The organism is Alteromonas sp. V450 (assembly GCF_001885075.1).
Classification (GTDB): domain Bacteria; phylum Pseudomonadota; class Gammaproteobacteria; order Enterobacterales; family Alteromonadaceae; genus Alteromonas.
In genome coordinates, this window is sequence record NZ_MODU01000004.1 from 3,161,828 (window position 1) to 3,186,073 (window position 24,246).

Annotated in this window: 23 protein-coding genes; 8 read left to right on the forward strand and 15 right to left on the reverse strand. The window is 44.4% G+C overall.

Annotated elements, in window-relative coordinates; translation table 11 throughout:
* Positions 1–4: 4 nt before the first annotated feature.
* From glmS to glmU, 4 genes are all read right to left on the reverse strand, one after another.
* A complete protein-coding gene (gene glmS, locus BK026_RS13795) occupies positions 5–1,837 on the reverse strand; it encodes a glutamine--fructose-6-phosphate transaminase (isomerizing) (RefSeq protein ID WP_071816382.1) in 1,833 nt (610 codons plus the stop codon).
* Positions 1,838–1,839: 2 nt separating this feature from the next.
* On the reverse strand, positions 1,840–2,649 hold the full coding sequence (locus BK026_RS13800; RefSeq protein WP_071816383.1) for a DeoR/GlpR family DNA-binding transcription regulator: 810 nt from the start codon (positions 2,647–2,649) through the stop codon (positions 1,840–1,842).
* Between the two features lie 213 nt (positions 2,650–2,862).
* Positions 2,863–3,903, reverse strand: a complete 1,041-nt coding sequence (locus BK026_RS13805; RefSeq protein ID WP_071816384.1) for a Gfo/Idh/MocA family oxidoreductase — start codon at positions 3,901–3,903, stop codon at positions 2,863–2,865.
* 298 nt (positions 3,904–4,201) lie between these two features.
* Positions 4,202–5,560, reverse strand: coding sequence for a bifunctional UDP-N-acetylglucosamine diphosphorylase/glucosamine-1-phosphate N-acetyltransferase GlmU (gene glmU, locus BK026_RS13810; RefSeq protein ID WP_071816385.1), 1,359 nt, complete (start codon positions 5,558–5,560; stop codon positions 4,202–4,204).
* A 209-nt stretch (positions 5,561–5,769) separates the two neighbouring features.
* On the opposite strand from glmU, the gene BK026_RS13815 reads away from it, so the two are divergent.
* Positions 5,770–7,191 carry a sensor domain-containing diguanylate cyclase gene (locus tag BK026_RS13815; protein ID WP_071816386.1) on the forward strand — a complete coding sequence of 474 codons (1,422 nt, stop codon included), beginning with the start codon at positions 5,770–5,772 and terminating at the stop codon, positions 7,189–7,191.
* Positions 7,192–7,194: 3 nt separating this feature from the next.
* On the opposite strand, the gene BK026_RS13820 is transcribed toward BK026_RS13815, so the two are convergent.
* From BK026_RS13820 to BK026_RS13830, 3 genes are read right to left on the reverse strand one after another with little or no spacing between them, the layout of a single operon-like run.
* Positions 7,195–8,079, reverse strand: a complete 885-nt coding sequence (locus BK026_RS13820; RefSeq protein WP_071816387.1) for a DMT family transporter — start codon at positions 8,077–8,079, stop codon at positions 7,195–7,197.
* Positions 8,070–8,558 carry a methylated-DNA--[protein]-cysteine S-methyltransferase gene (locus tag BK026_RS13825; RefSeq protein WP_071816388.1) on the reverse strand — a complete coding sequence of 163 codons (489 nt, stop codon included), beginning with the start codon at positions 8,556–8,558 and terminating at the stop codon, positions 8,070–8,072. Before BK026_RS13825 ends, BK026_RS13820 begins: the two co-directional genes overlap by 10 nt.
* A gap of 3 nt (positions 8,559–8,561) precedes the next feature.
* Positions 8,562–9,962: a DNA-3-methyladenine glycosylase 2 family protein gene (locus BK026_RS13830; protein ID WP_071816389.1), complete on the reverse strand. Its 1,401-nt coding sequence runs from the start codon at positions 9,960–9,962 to the stop codon at positions 8,562–8,564.
* Positions 9,963–10,283: 321 nt separating this feature from the next.
* Here BK026_RS13830 and BK026_RS13835 point away from each other — a divergent pair, with 321 nt between their 5' ends.
* A complete protein-coding gene (locus BK026_RS13835) occupies positions 10,284–11,441 on the forward strand; it encodes a serine hydrolase (protein ID WP_071816390.1) in 1,158 nt (385 codons plus the stop codon).
* 36 nt (positions 11,442–11,477) lie between these two features.
* On the opposite strand, the gene speA is transcribed toward BK026_RS13835, so the two are convergent.
* The 5 genes from speA to BK026_RS13860 all read right to left on the reverse strand — a co-directional run bounded on the left by speA (position 11,478) and on the right by BK026_RS13860 (position 16,928).
* Positions 11,478–13,388, reverse strand: a complete 1,911-nt coding sequence (speA, locus tag BK026_RS13840; protein ID WP_083575095.1) for a biosynthetic arginine decarboxylase — start codon at positions 13,386–13,388, stop codon at positions 11,478–11,480.
* A gap of 147 nt (positions 13,389–13,535) precedes the next feature.
* Entirely contained in the window at positions 13,536–13,955 is a 420-nt protein-coding gene (locus BK026_RS13845; RefSeq protein ID WP_143142130.1) for an arginine decarboxylase, read from the reverse strand.
* A 131-nt stretch (positions 13,956–14,086) separates the two neighbouring features.
* Positions 14,087–15,475, reverse strand: a complete 1,389-nt coding sequence (locus tag BK026_RS13850; protein WP_071816392.1) for an NAD(P)(+) transhydrogenase (Re/Si-specific) subunit beta — start codon at positions 15,473–15,475, stop codon at positions 14,087–14,089.
* Positions 15,476–15,486: 11 nt separating this feature from the next.
* A complete protein-coding gene (locus BK026_RS13855) occupies positions 15,487–15,768 on the reverse strand; it encodes an NAD(P) transhydrogenase subunit alpha (protein ID WP_071816393.1) in 282 nt (93 codons plus the stop codon).
* Positions 15,769–15,770: 2 nt separating this feature from the next.
* Positions 15,771–16,928 (reverse strand): NAD(P) transhydrogenase subunit alpha, encoded by a 1,158-nt coding sequence (locus BK026_RS13860; protein ID WP_071817665.1) that lies wholly within the window; start codon positions 16,926–16,928, stop codon positions 15,771–15,773.
* A gap of 420 nt (positions 16,929–17,348) precedes the next feature.
* Here BK026_RS13860 and BK026_RS13865 point away from each other — a divergent pair, with 420 nt between their 5' ends.
* Both BK026_RS13865 and BK026_RS13870 read left to right on the forward strand, forming a co-directional pair.
* Entirely contained in the window at positions 17,349–17,531 is a 183-nt protein-coding gene (locus BK026_RS13865) for a DUF6435 family protein (RefSeq protein ID WP_071816394.1), read from the forward strand.
* Between the two features lie 90 nt (positions 17,532–17,621).
* The gene (locus BK026_RS13870; RefSeq protein ID WP_071817666.1) at positions 17,622–18,371 is read left to right on the forward strand and encodes a hypothetical protein; all 750 of its coding nucleotides are present in this window, start codon (positions 17,622–17,624) and stop codon (positions 18,369–18,371) included.
* A gap of 58 nt (positions 18,372–18,429) precedes the next feature.
* On the opposite strand, the gene ppiC is transcribed toward BK026_RS13870, so the two are convergent.
* The gene (gene ppiC / locus BK026_RS13875) at positions 18,430–18,711 is read right to left on the reverse strand and encodes a peptidylprolyl isomerase PpiC (RefSeq protein WP_071816395.1); all 282 of its coding nucleotides are present in this window, start codon (positions 18,709–18,711) and stop codon (positions 18,430–18,432) included.
* 187 nt (positions 18,712–18,898) lie between these two features.
* Between ppiC and BK026_RS13880 the strand changes: the two genes are divergently transcribed.
* Positions 18,899–21,064, forward strand: coding sequence for a sulfatase (locus BK026_RS13880; RefSeq protein WP_071816396.1), 2,166 nt, complete (start codon positions 18,899–18,901; stop codon positions 21,062–21,064).
* A 52-nt stretch (positions 21,065–21,116) separates the two neighbouring features.
* On the opposite strand, the gene BK026_RS13885 is transcribed toward BK026_RS13880, so the two are convergent.
* Entirely contained in the window at positions 21,117–22,205 is a 1,089-nt protein-coding gene (locus BK026_RS13885) for a hypothetical protein (protein WP_071816397.1), read from the reverse strand.
* A 189-nt stretch (positions 22,206–22,394) separates the two neighbouring features.
* Here BK026_RS13885 and BK026_RS13890 point away from each other — a divergent pair, with 189 nt between their 5' ends.
* From BK026_RS13890 to BK026_RS13900, 3 genes are read left to right on the forward strand one after another with little or no spacing between them, the layout of a single operon-like run.
* On the forward strand, positions 22,395–22,598 hold the full coding sequence (locus BK026_RS13890; RefSeq protein WP_071816398.1) for a hypothetical protein: 204 nt from the start codon (positions 22,395–22,397) through the stop codon (positions 22,596–22,598).
* A gap of 10 nt (positions 22,599–22,608) precedes the next feature.
* Positions 22,609–23,364: a nucleotide pyrophosphohydrolase gene (locus BK026_RS19745; protein ID WP_218163406.1), complete on the forward strand. Its 756-nt coding sequence runs from the start codon at positions 22,609–22,611 to the stop codon at positions 23,362–23,364.
* Positions 23,357–23,656, forward strand: coding sequence for a hypothetical protein (locus BK026_RS13900; protein ID WP_071816399.1), 300 nt, complete (start codon positions 23,357–23,359; stop codon positions 23,654–23,656). The genes BK026_RS19745 and BK026_RS13900 overlap by 8 nt, the downstream gene beginning before the upstream one ends.
* Positions 23,657–23,680: 24 nt before the next feature.
* On the opposite strand, the gene BK026_RS13905 is transcribed toward BK026_RS13900, so the two are convergent.
* Positions 23,681–24,175, reverse strand: coding sequence for a YqiA/YcfP family alpha/beta fold hydrolase (locus BK026_RS13905; protein ID WP_071816400.1), 495 nt, complete (start codon positions 24,173–24,175; stop codon positions 23,681–23,683).
* Between the last annotated feature and the right edge of the window lie 71 nt (positions 24,176–24,246).

The following is a 24,246-nucleotide window of genomic DNA, read 5'->3' on the forward strand; positions in this document are numbered from 1 at the left end:
TCGCCTACTCCACCGTTACCGACTTTGCCAAGTTTCTAGGCTGGTCAACGTCCGTACCTTTAATTAACGCCACATAGTAGCTCAATAGCTGTAGCGGCAAGGTATAAATGATAGGTGCAATTGGCTCGTCGCAGTGCGGTACGTCGATAACGCGCATGGTCTCGTCCCCTGCAAAGGCGGCATCTTTATCGGCAAACACGTACATAATACCGCCACGTGCGCGCACTTCTTCAACGTTCGACTTTAGCTTTTCGAGCAGTTCGTTATTTGGTGCAACCACAATTACAGGCATTTCATCGTCGATCAGCGCTAATGGGCCGTGCTTCAATTCACCCGACGCATAGGCTTCGGCATGAATGTAAGAAATTTCTTTTAGCTTAAGCGCCCCTTCCATGGCGATAGGGTATTGGTCACCACGGCCTAGGAACAAGCTGTGGTGCTTATCGGCAAACTCTTCCGCTAAATCTTCAATACCGCCTGTAATCGCTAAGGTTTCTTCAAGCTTTGCCGGTAAGCTGTGAAGCGCAGAAACGATGGCTTTGCTGTCGGCCTCGGCCATACCGTTTTCTTTGCCCAATGCGAGGGTTAGCATGAGGAAAGCCGCGAGCTGTGTGGTAAAGGCTTTGGTCGACGCTACGCCAATTTCCGCGCCAGCGCGGGTCATAAATGCCAGATCTGATTCGCGAACCAATGACGAGCCCTGAACATTACAAATGGTTAAACTAGACATATACCCCAACTCTTTTGCCAAGCGAAGTGCGGCTAGCGTATCGGCTGTTTCACCTGATTGAGAAATGGTAATGAGTAGGCTGTTTGGGTGCACTACCGATTTACGGTAACGAAACTCTGATGCAATTTCTACGTTGCATGACACATTAGCATACTGCTCTAGCCAGTAGCGTGCCGTCATACCTGCGTGGTAGCTAGTCCCACAGGCAATGATTTGTACATGCTGTACTTTTTTGAATATGTCATCAGCACCTTTACCAAATACATCAGCGGTAAGACCGTTTTCGTCAATACGATCTTTAAGCGCATTACGCACAACGGTTGGCTGCTCGTGAATTTCTTTAAGCATGTAGTGGCGATAACCCGCTTTGTCACCCGCATCGTGCTCTACATTTGACTCAATCACTTCACGCTCAATAGCGTTACCGTCTTTGTCAAATATTCTAACTTCGCGACGAGTTATCTCTGCCACATCGCCTTCTTCGAGAAAAATAAAACGACGGGTAACCGGCAGAAGTGCCATCTGGTCTGACGCAATAAAGTTTTCGCCAAGCCCTAGGCCTATAACTAGCGGGCTGCCCGAGCGTGCAACCACTACGCGGCTTGGATCTTCTTTATCCATGATGACGGTGCCATAAGCACCGTGAAAAGTTTTGACCGCGCTTTGTACTGCATCTAGCAAGGCTTTGCCCGACTTTAGTTCTTCATGCACTGTGTGAGCAATGGTTTCAGTGTCTGTGTCGCTAGTAAAGGTGTAGCCTTGCTCTTTTAGCTGCGCTTTTAAGCTGACGTAGTTTTCAATAATGCCGTTGTGCACTACAGCAACACGATCAGTTGAGAAATGAGGGTGTGCGTTCGCTTCTGTCACCCCACCGTGCGTTGCCCAACGGGTATGGGCAATACCTGTCGTGCCAAGTGCTTCTCCTTCTGCTACCGCATCAGCCAGCGCCTGAACTTTACCAGTACGGCGAATGCGAGTAAGCGTGCCATCGTTTTGCAACAGCGCAACACCAGCTGAATCATAGCCGCGATACTCTAACCTTTTTAACCCTTCTAGAAGAATTTCTACCACGTTACGCTCAGCAACAGCGCCAACAATTCCACACATAATTATTCTCCGCTCGGCGATGCAATAAGCACGGTCACGCCTTGATTTTCAATATTAAGTTTGTCTTGTTCACTAATGCCTTCATCAGTGATCAAAACAGAAATGTTTTTCCAGCTCAGCTCTAGGTTAGGCATTTTATGCGTTAATTTCTTAGAACTGGCTACTATAACCACTTTACTGGCAGCCGCAGCCATTGCGCGGGTTACACCAATAAGCTCATTGAAGGTAGTCGTACCTCTATTTACATCTATGCCCGCAGCACCAATAAATGCAATGTCAAAACTATAAGCACTAACTAACTGTTCAGCCATGGCGCCCTGAAACGACTGAGATTGCGCGTCCCATGTACCACCTACCATTAACACAGTTGGCTCTTTATCGCTCTGGGTAAGGTAATTGGCTGTCGATAGCGTGTTGGTCATTACCACTAAATCATCGATATGTGATAAATGAGGCAAAATTGATGCAGTGGTAGACCCGCAGTCTATCACTAATTTACAGCCCGGTTTGACAAGGCTTGCTGCGCGTTTACCTATAGCATTTGCCGCTGGGCTAATGGCCAAATGAGTCATGCCATCGTTAGTGGTAACTTGAGAAAGTTCAGCATTTACGCTTGTCGATGGTACAGGTACTGCACCACCAAACTGGCGAATAAGTAAACCTTGCTGTGAAAGAGCGGCTAAGTCTTTCCTTATGGTGACTTCAGATGTAGCAAAACGCACGGCCAAATCTTCAACTTGTGATTGACCATGCTCTTTCACCCACGCCACTATTTGCTGGCGACGCTGCTCTACAGATTTACTACTTTTCAATACAACTCCAATGCCTTCACAAACACGTTGTTTATCCTTCGTATTAGCGTTAAAGCTTGCTCATGAGTTACGTGGTAAGCAACCATTCACGATTACTTACTACTCTTAGTGTATAACTCTCTGTATAAGACCCTGTAACTTTCAAAACGAAAGCACAAAGTTTTAAAGTGAAAGAATCGTAAGTTAAATTGAAATATTTTTCAAGGTAACGGTTTAAATAAGCGTCAGCGTTTTCTTTTGTTCGCTCGCTTGTACCGCTCGCTCTATCACCCTAATCACCGGTACTACAGTACTTGCATCAGCCGGCGAGAATTTACCGTCTTCAATAGCGTGTGCTAGACGATTGAAAAACGTTAGATATTCACCTTTTTGCGTTTCTATCGTTTCCTCTACCAGCTCACCGGTTTCGTTAGCAACAGTTAGCACTCCGTGCTCCCGTTCATGGGTTAGTCCCCAGCTGGCATCGTCAAGAGAAAGGCTTGCACGCAGCTGGTCTTCTTGTGGATCTAAATAGAACTTTCTAAAGCTGCCTCTTGTCCCCTGCAAATCGTAGCGCAAGGTTGAGCCAGCCTGAAAGGCAGAACTTCCTAACTTTACCACCTTGTCATTATAGTGAAGCGTTATATCGAAAGTATCGTCTGACTGCCCTTTCTCACGCAAAGTCAGTATGTTTGCCGACACCGCGTCTGGTAAGCCGAAAAGCTGTAGCGCTTGATCAATCAAATGAGGGCCTAAATCCCAAAAGATACCGCTTCCTGGCCCTGCATTTTCACGCCATCTGTCACGCGGTACCGGGCGAAATCGGTCAAAACGGCTTTCTAGACGCTTTATATCACCAAGTCTACCGTTGTTGATAAGCTGTTTAATTGTGAGAAAGTCGCCATCAAAGCGCCTATTGTGGTAAACACAAAGCTGTTTTTTCTGCGTTGTCGCAAGGGCAACCAGCGCTTCAGCTTCTTCGCTATTTAATGTGAATGGCTTTTCTACCAGAACATGACAACTATGCTCTAAGGCTATTTTAGCTTGCATACCATGTAGATGATTCGGCGTTGTAATAATAACCAAATCTACATCGTGAATTTTAAGCGCTTCTTCTAACGAGCTATACACTTCAGCATGGGGTAAAACTGCGTTAACCACATCAGGTTTTGAAGAGATAACCACATCGACAGAAAACTGCGGTAGATAGTTTAGAAAGGGTAAATGAAAAGTTGTGGCTGAAAACCCAAAACCAACTAGCAGTGTAGATATCATTGAAGCTCCTTATTTTAATGACATTTAAAGTAAGTAAATACACACTATCAGCATTAGTAGATAGTAGAAAGCATGGAAGGTTCATTAATTCAGGGACGTGAGATAGGGTGAATAGCTAATTTAACTGAACCTACATTATTAGGCTCACCGTTAATATTGCAGGTTTACCGTCGCCGTTTGTGACGATTAGGTTGTTATTTTAAAGAAAAGAAATGCGTTGGCCAGCAAATCATTTTTGATATTTGCCGGCCCTTATTCTTAAACTAACCGATGCACAACTGGCAACCAGAGAACGCCTTTATTTTTTAGTTGGGCGCGGCCAATTTGGAATATTGCGCTGCTTACCACGGGCTACGGATAGAGCGCCTTCGTCAACGGTTGACGTTATTACAGAGCCTGCGCCCACTGTTGCACCTTTTCCAATGTTGACTGGCGCAACAAGCGACGAATTTGAGCCGATAAAGGCATTTTCGCCGATTACAGTTTTCGACTTATTCACACCGTCGTAGTTACAGGTAATTGTGCCTGCACCGATGTTCGCTTTGGCACCGACTTCTGCATCGCCAAGGTAGGTTAAATGGTTCGCTTTCGCGCCTTCTCCCAACGTAGCTTTCTTCATTTCTACAAAGTTACCCACTTTGGCATTTTTTTGCATTACAGCGCCCGGGCGCAGTCTAGCGTAAGGCCCCACCGTGCACGCTTCACCCACACTGGCTTGCTCTACAATCGAATTAGCCTCAATCACTGCGTTATCAGCAATAGTACAATTGCGTAAAATACAATTAGCGCCGATGGTAACATTGCTGCCTAGCGTAACTTTACCTTCAACGATGACGTTAACGTCGATTATTACGTCGTTTCCAGTATCAAGCTGACCGCGTAAATCAAAACGAGCTGGATCCAATAACGTTACGCCTTTGGTCATTAGTTCTTCAGCTTGGCGGCGCTGAAGCGCGCGTTCAAGGTTAGCTAACTGCAAACGATTATTAACGCCTTCCACCTCTACCGCCGACTGTGGCTGCGCTGATTGAATTCGCTTGCCTTCGGCCGCCGCCATTGCAATAACGTCAGTGAGATAATACTCACCTTGTGCATTATCGTTGCTTAACTTACTCAACCAGCGCTTGAGGTCGGCACCAGACATCATCATCATACCGGTATTAATTTCTCTAATTTCGCGCTGTGCATCAGTAGCATCTTTGTGCTCTACGATAGCGGTAATATTGTCATTTTCACGAATAATACGGCCCATGCCCGTTGGGTCGTCTAAATTCACAGTAAGCAATGCTAAGTCACAACTTTCCTTCGTCGCTTTTAACGCGCCTAATGTTTCTTCGCGAATAAGTGGTGCGTCACCCACAAGAACGAGCACGTCTTCGCCGTCTTTTATGTGCGGAACAGCTTGCTGGACGGCATGGCCTGTGCCTAACTGCTGGGCTTGCAAACACCAGTTAATATTATCCTCAACAATGGCTGCTTTAAGCTGGTCGCCGCCATGACCATAGATTAAATGGATATGGTCTGCACCGAGTGATTTAACAGTATTAATAATACGCTGCACCATTGGCACACCACCCACTTTGTGTAGCACCTTTGGTAACGACGACTTCATACGGGTACCTTTACCCGCCGCCAAAACAACCACTGAAAAAGCCATATAATTCCTTTATTCGCAAAGAGAATGAAAACGAGGCATAGTGTAGCTAAGGGACTAGAGAATGTCAGCGACTGATTATGTATACAGACATTTCTCTTCTTTGATATTTAGTCTAAAGTTAAGGTCTACCACCTAGCAGTAAATAACCTCAACAGTTATACTTGCATTAATGGGTAAGGTTCAGTCAGGCAAGGGAGCATGCGCAGTCTGTGAACACATTTAGAACACTACATCGAAGTATTCTGGTGTTATTTGCGGTAGTGGTTATCGCCATAGTAACACTCGTTCACTTCAGCATCTCGAAGATTGTTGCCGAACAAAGCCGCGCGCAACAGCAATCACTCTCACCTGCAATTTCACTAATTGTAGAACAGCTTCTAAAGCCTTTGCATATCTCTGAGGCACTAGGTCACTCTACTGAATTAGTTGATTTAATGAGCAGTGAGGATATTGATAGCGAGGCAGTATTTAACACCCTTGATCGCCTTGAAAGTGAGTTCGGTTTATCGTTTTTTATTGCAACAGAGTCTGATCGGAAACAATACAATTCAGACAGAACAATCATCAACCTAGTTGAAGGTGAAGTCAGTTGGTACTTCAAGTTTAAAGACTATCCCGCTGATGCCGTTGCAGATATAGGAAAATGGGAAGATACACATTTTTACATTGATATAAAAATTCATGATGACAACGGTGAGTTTTTGGGCTTTTTCGGTGTTGGGAAAAGCCTTCGAAGCTTTATTGAAGTATTTGACACTTATAAACAAAAATACGGATATGACTTTTTGTTTGTTGATGGCAACGGCGATATCATGCTGTCGTCAGATGCAAGCCTTATTGCATCATACTCAGAATTCACCAACCTTTCTGAGTTACCTTGGTATGCAAGCCTTCCTGCAACAGTTCAAGACCAGCAGGCATTAAATAACAAACTCGTTACCATCAATCAAAAGGACTTCCTCATTGCCGAAGTTAAGCTGAATCAATTCGGCTGGACAGTGTTTTTGCTAAGCCCTCTTGAAGAGCGCCAAGCAGAAATTTCTCAGGCATTTATATTTAGCATTGTGACACTATTGGTTGTTGTGTTCTCATTGTTCTTGCTTATCTATAATTTGTTGTATTACTTCAGAAAAGATATGCAACCTGAATTAATAGTAAGGCAAACCAACCAGCTCCCTGACAAAGAAAACCTTCAGCTTATTTATAAAAGCCTACTTTCTGAACACAAGTCTTTAAGCGTTATGCTGATTAGTATTGACGACATCTCGGATATTGTCGATACACATGGCCGTAACGCTGGCGATGACGTTTTAGATAAGGTGGTCACATACCTAACCGAACGCTTGCGTGATAAAGATGTGCTAGGACGTTGGAGTAGTGAGGAATTCATCGTACTCCTTCCTAATACAGGACCACATGTTGCATTTGATATTGCACAAAACCTTAGACATGGTATCGCTACACTCACACCTTTAGCTGACCACCCTGAGACCCCAGTAACGGCCTCAATTGGCATTTCGTTTACCGCCTCGTCACGGGCCATGCTAGAAGTAACAGCACATGCGGAAGATGCGCTCTATCAAGCGAAGCGCGATGGAAGCAACGTGGTACGAATGCAGCTTATAGACTAGTGCTTAAGCTGCCTTCGCCGCTGAACGTTTTAGTTTGAAAACACCTGTTGTTAACGCTACGCCGCATAGGATCATCAAGCCGCCCGCGATGGTTTGTACTGACAAATGCTCGTGCAAAAATAAAACGCCCCAAATAATGCCAAACAAAGGCACGAGATAAGCAACCGTGATAGCTTTAGACGGCCCAATATCAGCAATTAACTTAAAATAGAGGATATAGGCAATACCAGTTCCAACTACAGCCAATGCTACAGCATTTAACCACGCGTTAGCACTGGGCATAACTGATGGAAGTGTTGCTAAGGCAAACGGCGCAAGCATTATACTTGCCATCGCTTGGCTGCCTGTTGCAACGACCAAAGGCTTTACCCCTTGAAGCCATTTTTTCATCATACAAGCTGCAATACCGTAGCCCGTTGTAGCTAAAAGCGCGGTTAAAATTGGTAGCATGCTAATTTCACCTTCGCCTAATTTTTGCTGACTAATTACAGTCACCCCAGCAAAACCCAACAACAAACCTGCAACTGACATTTTCGTCAATTTATCGCCTAACCAGAGCCACGCTACAACGGCACCAAACATTGGGGCGGTGGCGTTCAAAATAGCGTTTACCCCTGCCTCTAAATGTAAACTGCTGTAATTAAACAAGACAAAGGGCACCGCGGTATTTGCCAAACCCACCAAGGCAATTGCAAACCAGTGATTACGAACGTCTTTAATCGAGCCACGCAACAATAAAAGAGGCAGCAATACCGCAGTGGCCAAGAGTGTGCGCAATGCCACAAGCCCATAGATACCGAATTCAGGCGCCGCAACACGCATAAAAATGAACGAGCCACCCCAAATACCCGCTAATATCAATAGCGATAACAGGTCTTTTATAGCCATAGTACTCCTTGGGCTCCTTCTAAGTTCAGCAAATACTGTTTGCGCTCTAACCCACCCGCATAACCGGTAAGAGTTTTATTGCTGCCAATAATACGGTGGCATGGTACTACTATCGCGACAGGGTTACGACCATTTGCCATCCCCACCGCGCGTACGCTCTTAGGGTTTTCAATCGCAGTAGCAATGTCTGCATAGCTTGCCGTTTGACCATAGGGCACTTCTAAAAGAGCCTGCCATACTCTTTTTTGAAAATCGGTTCCCGTAGCGTTAAGCGGTAAGTCAAATGAAGAAAGGCGCTTATTAAAATAAGCCGTAAGCTGGTCACACCCTTCTTGCGTAATAGCATTACCCTGAATGTGTTCTCCGCTTTCCTTTTGAACATCGCTCTTATCAACAAACGTAATTGCCGTTATTCCCTTTTCGTTTGCACACACTTCAACCATACCTTGAGGGCTTGTAATATATTGTTTATAAGTCATTTTTCACTCACTCAATTGCCATAACTGCAGTGTTAAATAACTACGCCATGGCGCAGCTGCGTTTGCATTTACAGGATATTTTTCACTTATTTTACGAACAATAAGATCGTTGGCTAAGTAAACATCGGGGTTTCGCTCGCCGCGCATTTTTACATAGTCAAGCGTCCACTGACCAATCCCCTTTATCGACAAAATATCGCTGTGATCAGGGCTATTATCGGTATTTGAAAAATGACATTGTGAACGCGTAAACAACTCAGCAAATTCTAGAAGCGCATTTTTCCTTGCCTGTGGCATTGCAAGAAATGATAAGTTGCTTTTAGCAACGCTCGCGGCTGAAGGAAAGAAAACGTGTTTGTCCGTTTTAGTCACTTTGTTGCCAAGATGATGTGCTAGCAATGTTGCTTGGCCTACGGCGGCTTTCACACTTACTTGCTGACCTACAATGGCCCGACAACCACTTTCAAATACGCTCCATGCTGAGGGTAGCCTCAAGCCCTTTGTTAGCATTTGTTCGGGTAAACCTGTCTGCCTAAGGCTGTCTTCAATAACAAGCGGGTTAGCTTCTAAATCAAGAACATGCTTTACGCGTTGAATAACCGCGTAAAGTTGAGTTAAATCAGCCAGCTCAATATAAACATCAAATCCATGTTTTGTCGGGTTATGCACAGCGCTAAAGAAGCCTGAGGTTTCGCCTAGGGTAAAGTATCGTTCATAACGGTCTTCAGCAACTCGCTCCACACCTACTATCGCTCTGCGACAAAGAAAATGTCGAACGTATGGCCAGTTGTATGGAGGACGGTATGATAAGAAAAGTACAACACCCTGAGACGAAACATCCATAGACTTTCTCAACGAGGAGGGCGTTGTAGCGCAATACTTTTCTACACCACGCTGCAGCTGTCGTAGTGACTGATAACCCGATGTAAGCGCGATATCTGTCATCGACAACTCAGATTGTTGAATTAAAGATTTGGCAAACAATGCCCGCTGCATATCCTGATATTGCTTGGGCGATATTCCTATTGCGTTAACGATCAATTTGCTCAAATAGCGGTCGCTGATCCCTAATCGCTGAGCTATTTGACTTACTTTTTGTAGCGGAAGCTGCCTTAGTAACGACAGTGCTCTGTTCACCGTAGCGCCTACCCCTAACCATGCGGGAGAGCTAGGTGCGCTGTCTGGACGGCATCGAAAGCATGGTCTGTAGCCTTGTTTCAGTGCGGTTTCAGCATGATGAAAATATTCCACATTTTCCTCTTTAGGCAGCCGGGCAGGGCAGATGGGACGACAAAAAATACCGGTTGTTTTTACCGCTATGAAAAATAACCCATCAAAACGTGGGTCGCGACTAAGCCGAGCCTTAGAAAAACTAGCATTACATTTAGCGGTTTCTTTCGACATGTTCTTAGCTCCCTCGCCAAGCGACTAAACAACGGCACACCTGAATTAAAATTATGAACCGTCTTCACTGTTGTAAAGTTGGTACTTTACCCGATGCGTTTACCAGCCAAATAACACGAAAGAAACGCCACACACCAAGACAGTGTAACGCTCATTTAAACCCTACGCGCGACAAAATCGGCACTCGCAGTAAAACGGCAGATGGGGGACAGGAATACCGCAATATTTGATCATTAGTTACGCTAACCGCATAATATTGCGAAAATAATGATGAATATCCACGCTTTCAAAAACCAAAGCTTGGTGTAACGAGCTGACTTTATGTTGAATTCTATACGCAAATTAACGTGTCGCCTTATTAATACATGGGTGTGCATTACGTTAGGTGCGTGCTTTGCATTTACTCCACTGGCCGGTGCCGACTGGCTAGATGAATATGCCAATTACGTAAAAAAAGAAGCGTCGAAATATAATGTGCCAGGCTATGCATTTGTGTTTTATGAACAGGGAAAAGCGCCAAGAGTTTATGTTTATGGCAAAACAGCTAAGAAAAGCGGCGAAAAGGTAACCAAAGACACCGTTTTTCGGCTCGCCTCTGTGTCTAAAACGTTCACCGCTTTACTCACCGCGAAACTTGTTGAAAAGAGCCAGCTTGCTTGGAACACGCCCATTTCTGCTTTGGTACCTGACATTCCTTTCAAGGGCAAAGGAATGAGCGAATTACAGCTTCAACATATTGTGGGGCAATCTAGTGGTTTTATGCCTAATGCTTACGATAATTTAATCGAAGCTGATTACTCGTTAGAGCGAGTATTAAAGGCATTAGGTGAACTGGAGCCTTTATGTAAACCAGGCGAATGTTATACCTACCAAAATGCTCTGTTTGGCGCACTAGAGTACTACTTTAGCCAAAACAACACCTCATACTCAAGGCAAATGCAGGCACAGCTGTTTTCTCCTTTGGGCATGGCTACGGCAAGTGTGGGTAAAGGCGGACTATTCGCGTCTGAGTCGTGGGCAAAACCACATATCGCCATTACACGAACAAAATGGCGCGAAGGAAATGTAGAAAGCAATTATTATCGTTTTTCTCCCGCCGCAGGCGTTAATGCGAGCATCGCTGACATGACCATTTATCTTCAAGCGTTGCTTGGAGAGTTTCCAACCATTGTTTCCCCTCAAATGGTAGATGAGGTTACCTCAGAAAGGGTAATAACAAAGCGAGAAACGTATAGAAGAGGCTGGCGCGGCATGATTGACAGCGCACATTACGGATTGGGTTGGCGAATTTACGATATAGACGGGACGAAGCTTAATTATCACGGAGGATGGGTTAAGGGCTATCGTGCAGATGTCGCCTTTTCCCCTAAACACAAAGCAGGCTATGTCATGCTAATGAACGCAGAGTCGAATATCATCAATACAACTACCGCAGAGTTATGGAAGCGTTTTCTAAAAGAAACCGACGAGGCAAGGTGATTGCTCCGTCGGTGCTTTTTAAACCCTATCGAACCTTTACTGCTTTAAATACGTATAGCCAGCTAAGCAACTTTCGTAAAAGTCGGTCCACCTAACGCCTTCTCGTGGATTCAACTTACCATCCCACACCTGTTTATCTATCATACGCTTAACATCTGATGCCATTGCACGTGGGTTGTACTGCATAACATTTAACACATCTTCTACCGAAGAGCCTTTCACAACTTCTTCAATATAGAAATCTTCAGGGTCGTCATCGTAGCTGTAAATGTGTACTTCATTTAAGCGACCAAAAAGATTGTGCATGTCACCCATTACGTCTTGGTATGCGCCAGTCAAAAATAGACCAACGTAATATGGCTCGTCTTTTCTAAGTGGGTGCATAGGCAAAACATCAGTAATTTCACGCCCAATAGTAAACTGGTCAATTTTACCATCGCTGTCACAGGTTATATCAACCAGCGAGCAGTTAACCGTTGGTTCTTCGTTCATTCGAGTAAGCGGAACAACCGGCAGTAACTGGTCAATAGCCCATGTGTCGGCCGCTGACTGAAATATAGAAAAGTTGCACAAATACTGCGACGACAGGCTGTAGTCTAGCTCTTGCAGTTCCTCTGGCACATACTCTTCATTGCGGTACCACTGCTGAAGACGCTCCATGATTTGCCAATAAAGCGTTTCAATTTTACCCAACTCTTCCAACGACAATACTCGAAGTTTAAACGCGTCAAGCGCCTGTTCTTTATACTGCGATGCATCATTGTATATTTCGTGCATATTAGATTGCTGGTCAAAAGTATCAGCCAGCTCACGCATGTTCTTTAAAAAGAAGTGCTCGCCTTCTTTTGCAGACGTATCCATTTGCGATGCATTAGACTTTATTTCGCCCACAATTTCAGTGATCACGCAGCTGTGGTGTGCCGTTATAGCGCGGCCGCTCTCGCTGACAAGGTGCGGATGAGGTACACCCTCTAAGTCGCACATTTCTTTCATGCCGTAAACAACATCGGCAACGTACTCTTGCATGCTATAGTTACGCGACGATTCATTCGTTGAATTACTGCCATCGTAGTCGATACCAAGACCGCCACCTACATCAACGTAGTCTAGTTCAAACCCCATTTTGTGAAGGTCTGCATAAATGCGTGCTCCTTCCGTAATGGCCTCTTTAACAGCACGTATGTCTGTAAGCTGACTACCAATATGGAAATGCAGTAACTTTAGACAATGCGCCATGCCTTGCTCTTCAAGGTAGCGCGCTGCATTAATAATTTCGGTTATCGTTAACCCAAATTTCGCGCGTTCACCGCCAGAACTCTCCCACTTCCCACGGCCTTTTACTGTCATTTTAGAGCGCACGCCAATGATCGGTTCAATGTCTAACTCTTTTGAGATTTTGACCAGCAAGAGAAGCTCGGTAAACTTCTCTACCACCACAACCACACGACGCCCCAATTTTCTTCCTAACAGCGCTAGACGCATCACTTCATCGTCTTTATAGCCGTTTAATATAGTCAGCGACGCTTCATTTGTATTCATGGCGAGTACGGTAAGTAGTTCGGCTTTCGAACCCGCTTCAAGGCCATAGTTAAATGGTTTACCTGCGTCTACAATCTCTTCTACCACTTCGCGCATCTGGTTTACCTTAACCGGGTAAACGCCTTGGTACTGACCTTGGTATTCAGCTTCTTCTATTGTGCTTTTAAACGCTTTATTTAAACCGGCAACTTGCGAACGCAAAACGTCATGAAAACGCACCACAACGGGAAATTGCACGCCTTCTTTACGGATATCTTCTATCACCGAGTTAAAGTCGATTCGGATGCTAGGATCTTCAGGAACAGGGGTTATATGAACGTTGCCATTTTCACCAATTTGAAAATAACCGCCACCCCATTGAGACACGCCATAGACGCGCTCTGCTTCTTCGATGCTCCAATCTGACAATTTATTCACCTGTAAGTAAATGGGCTAGGCCAATACCTAGCATAGTAAGTGCGAAAACAAGCAGCGTATTATAGACAACACAACACGTAGCGTGATGTAAAATATCTATTGTCGCGACGAATTTTGTTTATCGAACTAAAGTCTAGTTCAATTATTGGAAAGCCATATTTTAACGTATTGCACTACGCTGTCATCGGCTTTTTGTGCACATTGTTCTATGAAATCTGTGACACTCTTTGTACGGCTTAGCGTGAATTTGGTTTCAGCGAAAAATTTTTGTGCAACGTGATCCGCGTTGGTCTCATCATCTTCTAGCCAAAGTTCACTAACCTGATTACGTCTGTCTATTTTGATAGCGGCCTTCATTTGCGTGAAAGACTTCGCAGTGGGAATTTGCCATGAACGCATATCAACAATGAGATGAAAAGGGCGCCCCTTACGTTTGTTGATTTCTTCGGCCATGACAGCGAGATACTGAATATTGGTCGCCATTGTCCAATTGCCACGGAGGGTGACCAGAATACAATTTTTAAACTGCTCTATATTGTAGCTAGAGGGGCGCGTCATAATTCGTCTCAAACTGGCGTTAAGTGCACTGACTTTTCCTTTTGCATAGTAGGGAAGTTACACATTAACTACAACTTAAATAAAAGAGGCCAACAATGTTGGCCTCTAGCTACGAATTACCCGGTAAAGGCTTAATCGTCGCCAAACTCTCGAATAATGCTATTAATTGTATCTTTTGCATCACCCAAGACCATGCGAGTGTTGTCTTTGAAAAACAGAGGATTATCTACTCCAGCGAACCCTGCATTTGCGGAGCGTTTAAGCACAAATACGGTTTTTGCGCGATACGCTTCTATTACCGGCATTCCATAGATAGGGCTACCCTTCATTTCTTTCGCAGCTGGGTTAACAACGTCATTGGCGCCAATAACAATGACTACGTCATAGTTTTCCATACGAGGGTTCACGTCGTCCATTTCGTAAAGCTGATCGTAAGGCACATCGGCTTCCGCTAACAATACATTCATATGTCCAGGCATTCGCCCTGCAACCGCATGAATGGCGTAATCAACCGTACAACCGTTGTCTTCCAAAAGCGACTGAAGCTCACGCACGGCATGCTGCGCTTGAGCTACTGCCATCCCGTACCCTGGAACAACAAGCACCGCTTGCGCTGCTTCTAGCACATAAAATGCGTCTTGCGCAGACAGGATCTTTATCTCGCCTTCAATCTTTTCACCCGCTTCAACAGGTTTAGCGAAGCCAGATAGAAGCACGTTCATTAACGAGCGATTCATTGCCTTACACATGATGTTGGTTAGTATAAGACCCGAAGCCCCCACCAATAGGCCCGTTACAATCAAAATAGTATTTCCAGTTGCCAAGCCTGCTGCCGATGCGGCCACGCCCGAATAACTATTTAGCAGTGCTATCACCACCGGCATGTCGGCACCACCTATTGAAATGGTAGCCCACAATCCGAAGCTTAGTGACAGTGCAATAGCGCAATAAATCCACACTGGGTTGCTTGGATCCGTTGCAAAAAAGTAGCCAATCACTGCCATACCGATCAAATGCAGAATGCTAAGTTCGCGCAAACCGGTGAAAATAACCGCTTTAGAGTTCATCTTGCCCGAGAGCTTACCCCACGCCACCACTGACCCAGAGAACGTAATTCCACCAACTAAAATGGTGAGAAACAGCGTTACAAAAGTAAATACGCCTTGGGTTTCTCGTGCCATAGGCCCCATACTCGTGAGCGTAGCCCATCCCAGCAGTAGGGACGCTGCACCGCCAAAGCCATTAAACAGTGACACCATCTCAGGCATTGCGGTCATCTCTACCGTTTTTGCTTTCCACGCCCCAAATGCACCACCAATTACAAAGCCGAGAAGGATGTAGTGATAGCTTATAATTTGCTGATCAAGCAACGTGACTACTACGGCAACAAGCATACCGATAGCAGAAACAACGTTACCTTTTTTAGCCGTATCTGGATGGCTTAAAAGTTTTAGACCAAGAATAAATAGTGCAGCAGCAACTACGTACGCTAGGTTTATTACCGTTACGATATCATTCACTAGCGTACCCCTTATTTATCTTTTTTCTTGAACATGCTCAACATGCGGTCGGTTACTAAGTAACCGCCCACTACGTTGATGCTGGCTAGAGCGACCGCCGCTGTACCTAATATCGTTGTAAGCAGGCTATTGTCACTACCCGACGCTGCTAAAGCGCCCACCAAAGTAATTCCCGAAATAGCATTTGAGCCAGACATCAAAGGCGTATGCAACGTTGCGGGCACTTTACGAATAAGCTCAAACCCTAAAAACGCAGCAAGTAGCACGATGAAAAGTAAGTAAATGATTTCCATAATTAGGCCCCTTTGTAAGCGTTATTAAGCATGTCATTGGTTATTTTGCCTTCGTGTGTAATTACACATCCGGCTAAAATGTCATCGTCCAAATTCAAACCGAATGTTTTGGTTTCGTTATCGAAGAATTCGTCCACCAAGTTATAAATATTGTTGGCGTACATGTCGGTGGCGGCTTTAGCCACAAACTGGCTCCAATAGCCATTACCAATTACTTTCACACCATTTATTTCAACAGTTTCGCCAGGTACCGAACCTTCCACATTTCCGCCTGATGTTGCGGCCATATCGACCACTACACTACCAGGCTTCATCAACGCCAGCGTTTCCTTGGAAATTAATACCGGCGGCTTGCGCCCGAATAACTGGGCTGTGGTAATAACAATATCTGAATCAGCAATGGCATCACGCTGCGCTTCTTGCTGCTTGGCCTTTTGTTCGTCGGTTAACTCTTTGGCGTAGCCATCTTTTGTTTGACCAGTCTCACCAATATCAATCTTGAGAAATTTACCTCCCAAAGACTCAACTTGTTCAGCCACAACCGGGCGAGTATCGTAGGCAAGCACGTTGGCACCTAAACGTTTTGCCGTCGCTATAGCCTGAAGGCCCGCAACTCCAGCACCAATAATAAAAACTTTCGCTGGCTTGATGGTGCCAGAAGGCGTCATCATCATAGGCAAAATAGAAGGGAGCTGATTAGCAGCCTGCATGACCATAACGTAACCGGCAAGACTCGCTTGGGAACTCAATGCGTCCATTTTCTGTGCGCGTGACGAGCGCGGTATCATTTCAACCGATATGGCGGTTAACCCTTTTGTCGCTAAAGACTCAATGAGCGGCTGCTGAAAGAAAGGGTCAAGGTGACCCACCACGATGGCCCCTTTTTTCATCAACCCCAGCTGTGCTTCCGTGGGTTTATTTACTGTTACTACCATATCAGCGTCTGATAATGCGTCATTCACATCATCAATCACTACTGCACCAACTTCGCTATATTCGCTGTCTGAATAGCCTGAGTTCAATCCTGCTCCGCTTTCTAATAGCAGTGTTGCTCCCTTTTTCACCAAGCGCTGCGCACTACTCGGGGTAGCTGCACACCGTTTCTCCACCTTATTAAGGGGATCTGGTGCTTTAGATTCATTTAAAATTATGATTTTCACACGCTTCTCCTCACGTTCCGGCTTTGTTGAGAATGACACTAATACGCGACCTTAAAGCCATTTAATTCGCTTATGCCTAACATTCTCAGGCAAAATCAAAACCTGAACCGGCAACATTCTTATTTATCTATTGCCCACCTAGACACCAGAATTCGCTTACTATTTACGCGAATTAAAAGCGAAACTACGCGATACAGACATCGATAACCAGTATCATTTACTTACGTCTCATAACTAATATTTATATAAAACTGGCATACAAAGAAAAAATACCATTGATAAGCACACATAAATTCTGTGAATAAAAGAAAAAGTGGTTAATTTTTATGCAGGAGTAAAGGTGTGTAGCAAGAGGCGTAAAGTGATCAAAACGCCGTGTTTTTACGTTAATGGGTAGCCTATATTAAAAAGGGGATGTTCATGTTTGGTCTATTTAAGTCTAACCCTACAAAAAAGCTTCGCAAGCAATACGATGCGCTACTTGAAAAAGCAATGCACGCACAGCGCAATGGTGACATCAAAACCTATTCTTTACTTACAGCGCAATCGGAAACGCTGTGGAAAGAAATAGAAGCCCTAGAAAATAAAGCGCCACCCAAATAGCGCAGATTCAATAAAACCCTCGACTGACCTATTAGTTTGCGCTCGCAGCACTTACAATACGTTCAAAGCGAGCAGAAGAGCGAACGTTTGATGTTTTCAAAAAAACCGTTTCATGCGTTAAAAACAATAGTGTTAGCCACGTATGTTTTTTCACAATCGGTTAGCGCCATAGAAGCTGGGCAATACTATTATTTTATTTCTGACAAATGCGCTGCCAAAGGCCCTCAAGCCCCCGAAGAACGCGCGGTGGTCACGCCTGATGTTATGTTATTTGAAGTAGTACCAGCGGGGATAAGCGACTACTACGTGAACATGAACACAAGCGCACTGGTTCACTATGCAGATAAGGGGCAAGAGACGCTTTCTTCATTAGAGGCAGAGCAAGCCTATACTGCCGGGAAAGCCCCCTCAAAAGACAGCCTTAGAAAGGATGGCAACACCATTCATCACGACTTTATGCTGCAGCGCGAGGCAATAGATTTAAAAACATTAATAAACACGTTAAACGGGTTTTCACAACTGCAATCTGACAAAGGCTACTTTTTTAAGAAGATTGTCAGCCTTGCCAATTCAGACGCTAAATTTAAAGCCATTACCCGGGTTCGGTTAAGCGATATGGGTTACAACAAACGCATGATACTTACTAGCTACACCAGTGAGTATTTCATGCTGGACGCACAAGGAAAGGCCTCTGAAACCCCTTTTATTTCGGTAGACCATGGCGCAGCGCTGCGCAGTTCACTTCACGACACCACCAGCCCTTACGCCATTTTCACTCAAGATGTGGTATGCGGTGAAAAATGGGAGCCAGGAAACTCATTGAGCAATACATCAAACTAGTATAACGGTGCCTGATTTGTTCCTAATGGGAGTTTCGGCAGCCTTGGCCATTTAGACATTAATTACTGCGGTAAAGCGTTTTAATAAGATGATAGCCAAACCGGGTTTTCACCGGGCCATGCACTTTTAGTACGTCTTTTTTAAACACTACATCGTCGAAAGCTTTTACCATTTGGCCGCGACGGAATTCACCAAGATCACCGCCACGCTTTCCTGATGGGCAGGTAGAATAACGCTTTGCTAACGTAGCAAAGTCTTTGCCTTTCTTCAGTTGCTCTAGTATTGAAAGTGCTTCTTTTTCAGTTTTCACCAAAATATGGATAGCAGACGCTGTTGCCATTAATCAGCCTGTAAGTAAGTGCCACAAGATTGTAATTGTAACGCATTATCATTGTAGGAGTAAGTGAGTAAAGGTTTACCGCTTGTACCCTTTTTTTAGCGTGACGCGAGAGAAACCAGCGGGCAAAAACTATTTATCTTGTTATTATCTATCGCATTAACACCAAGCAAAGCTTCAACGGAGTGACATGCGACCGCTAATTGTTTTTTTATTTATCATGATTCAGGCTTATGCAGCTTGGGGAGCACAACCGAAAAATATCATATTTATATTGGCGGATGATCTCGGTTGGAACGACACATCTATTTATCAAGAAAATACATTTTACGAAACGCCTAACATCGATGCACTTGCTCAAAAAGGCATGACATTTACTCATGCGTTCAGCAACAGCCCATTATGTTCCCCCACTCGCGCGTCAATCCTTACTGGGCAAACGCCAGCGCGCCACGGTATTTTGAATCCGAATATTGAAACACCTGCGGTTAGGCTTAATGCATCAGAAAGACAACGTGGGCCAAGCAACCAACCATCAACGGCACCACTTACTGCTACGCGCCTTGATACTGCTATTCCCACATTGGCCAAAGTACTGAAATCTCAAAATTATAAAACAGCACATTTTGGTAAGTGGCATCTAGGCGACTCTCCATACAGCGCACTGGAACATGGTTTCGACATAGACATTCCCCATTTCAGCGGTTCTGGGCCCTATGGTGGGTATTTCGCACCATGGCGTTTTGCACCAAATCTTGTGCCTACGGAACCAGGCGAGCATATTGATGCGCGGTTGGCAAAAGAAGCAAGACAATGGATCTTAAATAACCACACAAGCGGCCCTTTCTTTGTCAATTTTTGGCCGTTTTCTGTGCATGCCCCTTTTGATGCTAATCAAAATGACGTAAACCACTTTATCGAAAAACGCAGCCCGTATAACAGCCAGCGAAGCGCTACTTATGCAGCCATGATTAAGCACTTCGACGATGCTATAGCTATTTTGTATAGCGCGCTAGTAGACGCTGGAATAGAAAACGACACCATTATTGTTTTTACATCGGATAACGGTGGAAACATGTACGATGTTTTGGGAGAAATACACCCTACCAGTAATTTTCCATTACGCGGTGGAAAAGCAACGCAATTCGACGGGGGGAGTCGCGTTCCTACATTTATTATTTGGCCAGGGCTAACGCAAACCAACACGCTTTCAGCCACGCCAATACAAACGGTGGACTTCTATCCCACACTGCTCAACGGCTTAAATATTGATACTCCTTCTGAGCATATTGTTGATGGGGACGATATTCGCCCTGTGCTGCAAGGTGAGACTCTAGCCCCTCGCCCCATCATCACTTACTACCCCACTATGCCACGTATCCCTGACTGGCTACCGCCATCTGCAACAATAATTTACGACGGTTGGAAGTTAATAAAAACCTTCTACTATGGAACGTCTGACATTCACCGCTACGCTCTTTACAACATTAGTCAAGATGTGGGCGAGGCAAATAATCTATCCCAATTAAGACCAGATAAACTCTTAGAATTAGACAGCATATTGTCTAGCTATTTAGATAACGCGGGGGCTGCGCTACCGCTAGAAAACCCAGATTATCGCACCGGTGCGTTTAATGTTGACACGATTGGTAAGCCTGCCGACCAATACCTATTGCCAGAAGAGCGCGTCGCATCACGTTTCGCTATTAACCTCGCTTCATCAGATACTGATGCAAAGGCGGGCGACACTGTTACTGTGAGCTGGCAGGTTGCTCACGCCCAAGACACAGCAACGATTAACTATCGTCAATTTATGGGCCCTGATACAGAGCTAGTTACCCAAGAGAACGCATTTAGCTTTGTTGCACCTGAGGTATACACTAAAACCTTTGTTGGCTTTGCTTTCATCGCAAAAAGTGGCGGTAAAACCATTCGACAACAGATTGCTGTTGGTATCGAGCCCGTGAACGTCGCGCCTACACTTTCATTATCTAGCGCAACGCTAAATGCAAAAGCTGGCAGCGATCAAAACATTTCCTACACTATAAGTGACGAAAACAAAGACCGATTAACATTGCATGCAAAAAGCGCGGTCTTGTCGCTAGACGAACAACTAGATGTTACCGATCCTACCTTTCGCTTTGAAATACCCAACTCATTGGCTGATACCACATTTCCCATCGAATTTACGGTATCTGATGGCCAAGCTGAACAAAGTAAGGTATTGCAGGTTACCGTTTCAAGGTTAAACCAAGAAAGTGGCTCCCCCAAAAGCACTTCAGGGGGCGGCGCATTAACGTGGCTATTAACGTTTCTTTGCGCAGGCTTGTGGACAAGGCGAGTGAAGCGTAAATGACCTGCGTAGTAAGTAGTTTCGATAAAAGAGACACATGCATAACTGCGCTTTGTTATTCCTCATTTTCATGGAGAATATGGAAACGATGATCGCCTAAATCGCCATATTCCCACGCTCTAAAGTCTGACTCTAGATAGGGCAACAGTTCTGATAAAAAACGGAGCGTTTGTTCTGCACTCATAACCGAACAGGGCGAAGCGCTTTCTCTTTTTAAAAGTTGAGCAAGTGCATTAAGCCCTTCATTCGACGACATAAGATAAAACATCCAATACCAACTGTTTGCGTATAGTATCGATGTTTCAATGCGAGGGCCGTTATGCCATATGTGTTCTGAGTTTACTAATATTACAAAGTCGTGAGCCGTATATCGAAAACGATATTCGGCATCTAACCAAGAAAAATTAGGGGTAACTTCTGGCAGTTGCGCAGTTGTAGTCATCATCTCAAAGTACTCTGCTAATCCTTCATTCAACCAGTTAGGTGTAGCACCAATAAACGCGTGATTTAGCGCATGAACTGCCTCATGAGTAGCCGTGCGAAGCGCTTGCTGTTCGTTTTTATAATTAACAATAGCCGAGACCGTTTTACTGGAATATACGCCTTGTGTTGATGTTAACGTGGGGGAAAGCTTCTCTACTTCACTCTCGTAATCATCACGACTTTTTAAAACGGTAAAAGTAAATGCAATACGACGAAGATTTTTATTGCCAATTAATACTCCGTACATTCGAAAAACCAGCCACAGTTTATGGGATAACGCTTTTTCAAACTCTGAGGTAACGGCGTCTCCGTTAATAGTAAGCGTAAAAAAATCTGTAACATCAATACTGCTGGTGTCTTCAATTTTTCCTAAATCGGGGGCAGTACAGGCATCCCCCCGAAGAATATATTTTTTGCGATGCACTGGCGTCAAAAATTCAGGCGTTTGAAGCTCAGCTTGACGCTGACTTTCCCGTTGTGAAGTATGCGTAGATGATGTTGACGGCTGTTGTTGAGGTTTTGGTTGTGAAAATTCTGATGAATCCGTATCTCTATGCCCTGCGCCTTTTTTAACGACAGCTGGCACAAACTCTTCCCTATGTCCCGCGGCAAACGAAATTGAAAAAAGGATGGCGACAACAACAAGCTTAACATCGTTCATTGAATGAAACTTCCGCGTATAAACAACACAGCATATAACTAGATCTAGGTGCGAGCAATCGCGATAGCGTTAAATTGAGAGGGCTAATTGTTCTCGGAAATTTGCACACAGAACAATTAAGAATGAGACAAAAAACGTCTCATTTACTAGATACAGTGCGGGTTGTGCAAACGAAATGAGGAAAACATTATGCAGTTCATTCGTAACAACAAAGGTATAGCAATCGGCAAACTTCACGTTTTAGATAACGGTGTTAAACGTATTTATTCACTTAATCCAAGCAGACTCTTGGGCTGGTATGACCCCACCTCAGATAAAACCATAGACGCAAAGAGCGGTAGCTGGATTGGCTTTGGTGATCAGACCTTTTTGTTACTCTCGAATACGCTTTAGGAGAATGCAGATGGATAGAATAGCAAGTGACTACTTTTGTTTTAGGATACCCCGCGACGCTCAGACAAACCCTGTATTGTTACTGGCAACCTCAGGTGTACTTAATGCATCCTCACATAGGTTTAAGTTGTTCATTGAATCAGTTAAAACTGAGCAAAAAAAGCAGCTCATGTTTGAAAATGCGCAAGGGATGAAAATGGTTGCACAAGTAATATCCTCTGATGATGAACTTATCACACGCTTTAACACGATGGGTTCTCCTGCTCAGTGCTATACCTATTTTGTAAGTGAATTCAAAACATTTCTTAAGAAACACAACGATAGTATTTATCTAAAGCCTCACGAGGAACCCACTTTGGAAGAATTGATGGAAGAAATAACAAGCGAAAATGAACAAGAAAACACTTGTTTGTACCTCGTACAGCAGCAAGTTGATAAATGGATAAAAAGCGTTGGTGTTGATTACTTCGATGAAATGACCAATTTATCGAATCTCATCGAAGAGACCGGCGAAGTAGCCAGATTAATTGGTCGCGAATACGGGCAGCAGTCTTTTAAACCAGGTGAACGGCCTGCTTGTGTAAAAACAGCCATTGCCGATGAGCTATCCGATGTCCTATTTATTGCTGTTTGTTTGGCTAATCAAATGGGCATTGATTTAGATAGCGCTTTTGCACGCAACATGAATAAGAAAACCAGTCGCGATAAAGACAGGCATAAAAACAATCCCGTTTTTAAGTCAAAACACGCGGAAGAAAATGAGTAAACTTGCGCTTCAAGCATTGATGATGTGGGATGATCCTCGATTATTTGAGGATCAAGCCTTTTATCAGCAGGTGCACCAACTTGTTACCACTCTGATAGCAAACAATGGAGCGATAACACAATTGTCTGAAAGCGACCGAAACTTAATGAAACACTTAGTAGCAGGTAGTATGGACGCGGTAAGCGCGTCCATAAAGAATAACGCTAATTCAAACTCAAGCGCCCAGCTTGTGGAAATACTCGAAGATTTGCTGAAATTCAGTGAAAAATTGACACAACACAGCCTTCATTAGGCATCTAAAGCTGTGGTGTCACTGTTATGGTGACACGCCCTCAAGAAATTGTTCAAACCATATACTTATTTCAGGTAGTGCTGCCGTTAGACTATGGTCACCTTCAAGAATATGAAGCGTTGCTTTAGCTTCCTGTGCGAATTGAACTGAGTTTGATGAGGGGATCACGTTATCGCTCCAACCGTGGACAACGACAGTTTTGCAGTTTACGGGATAGTGGTGTATTTGATAATTCGGCATATACAGCGCCGGCGCCAACAGAAATAAGCCTTTGACATTGTGAGTAACCGAGTTCACTGCACTGACGTACCCGCCCATGCTTGAACCTACCAGCACACAGGCACTTTTTTCTTTACTAAGATAGTCATCAAGACGTTTCACTCGAACATCAGGATCTAAAGAATCGGTATAGTCGATGCTTTCAACTACAAACCCTTTGCGCGTTGCAATATCAGCAAGCACCTTAATTTTTCGCCCCCAGGGGCCACTTTCTTTACCATGAGAAAAAACAACTTTCATAGCATTCCACTCTCTAATTAGCTAGAACGCTTACTATGAGTGTTTTCGGTAAAAGTTTCACTAGTTGAAAC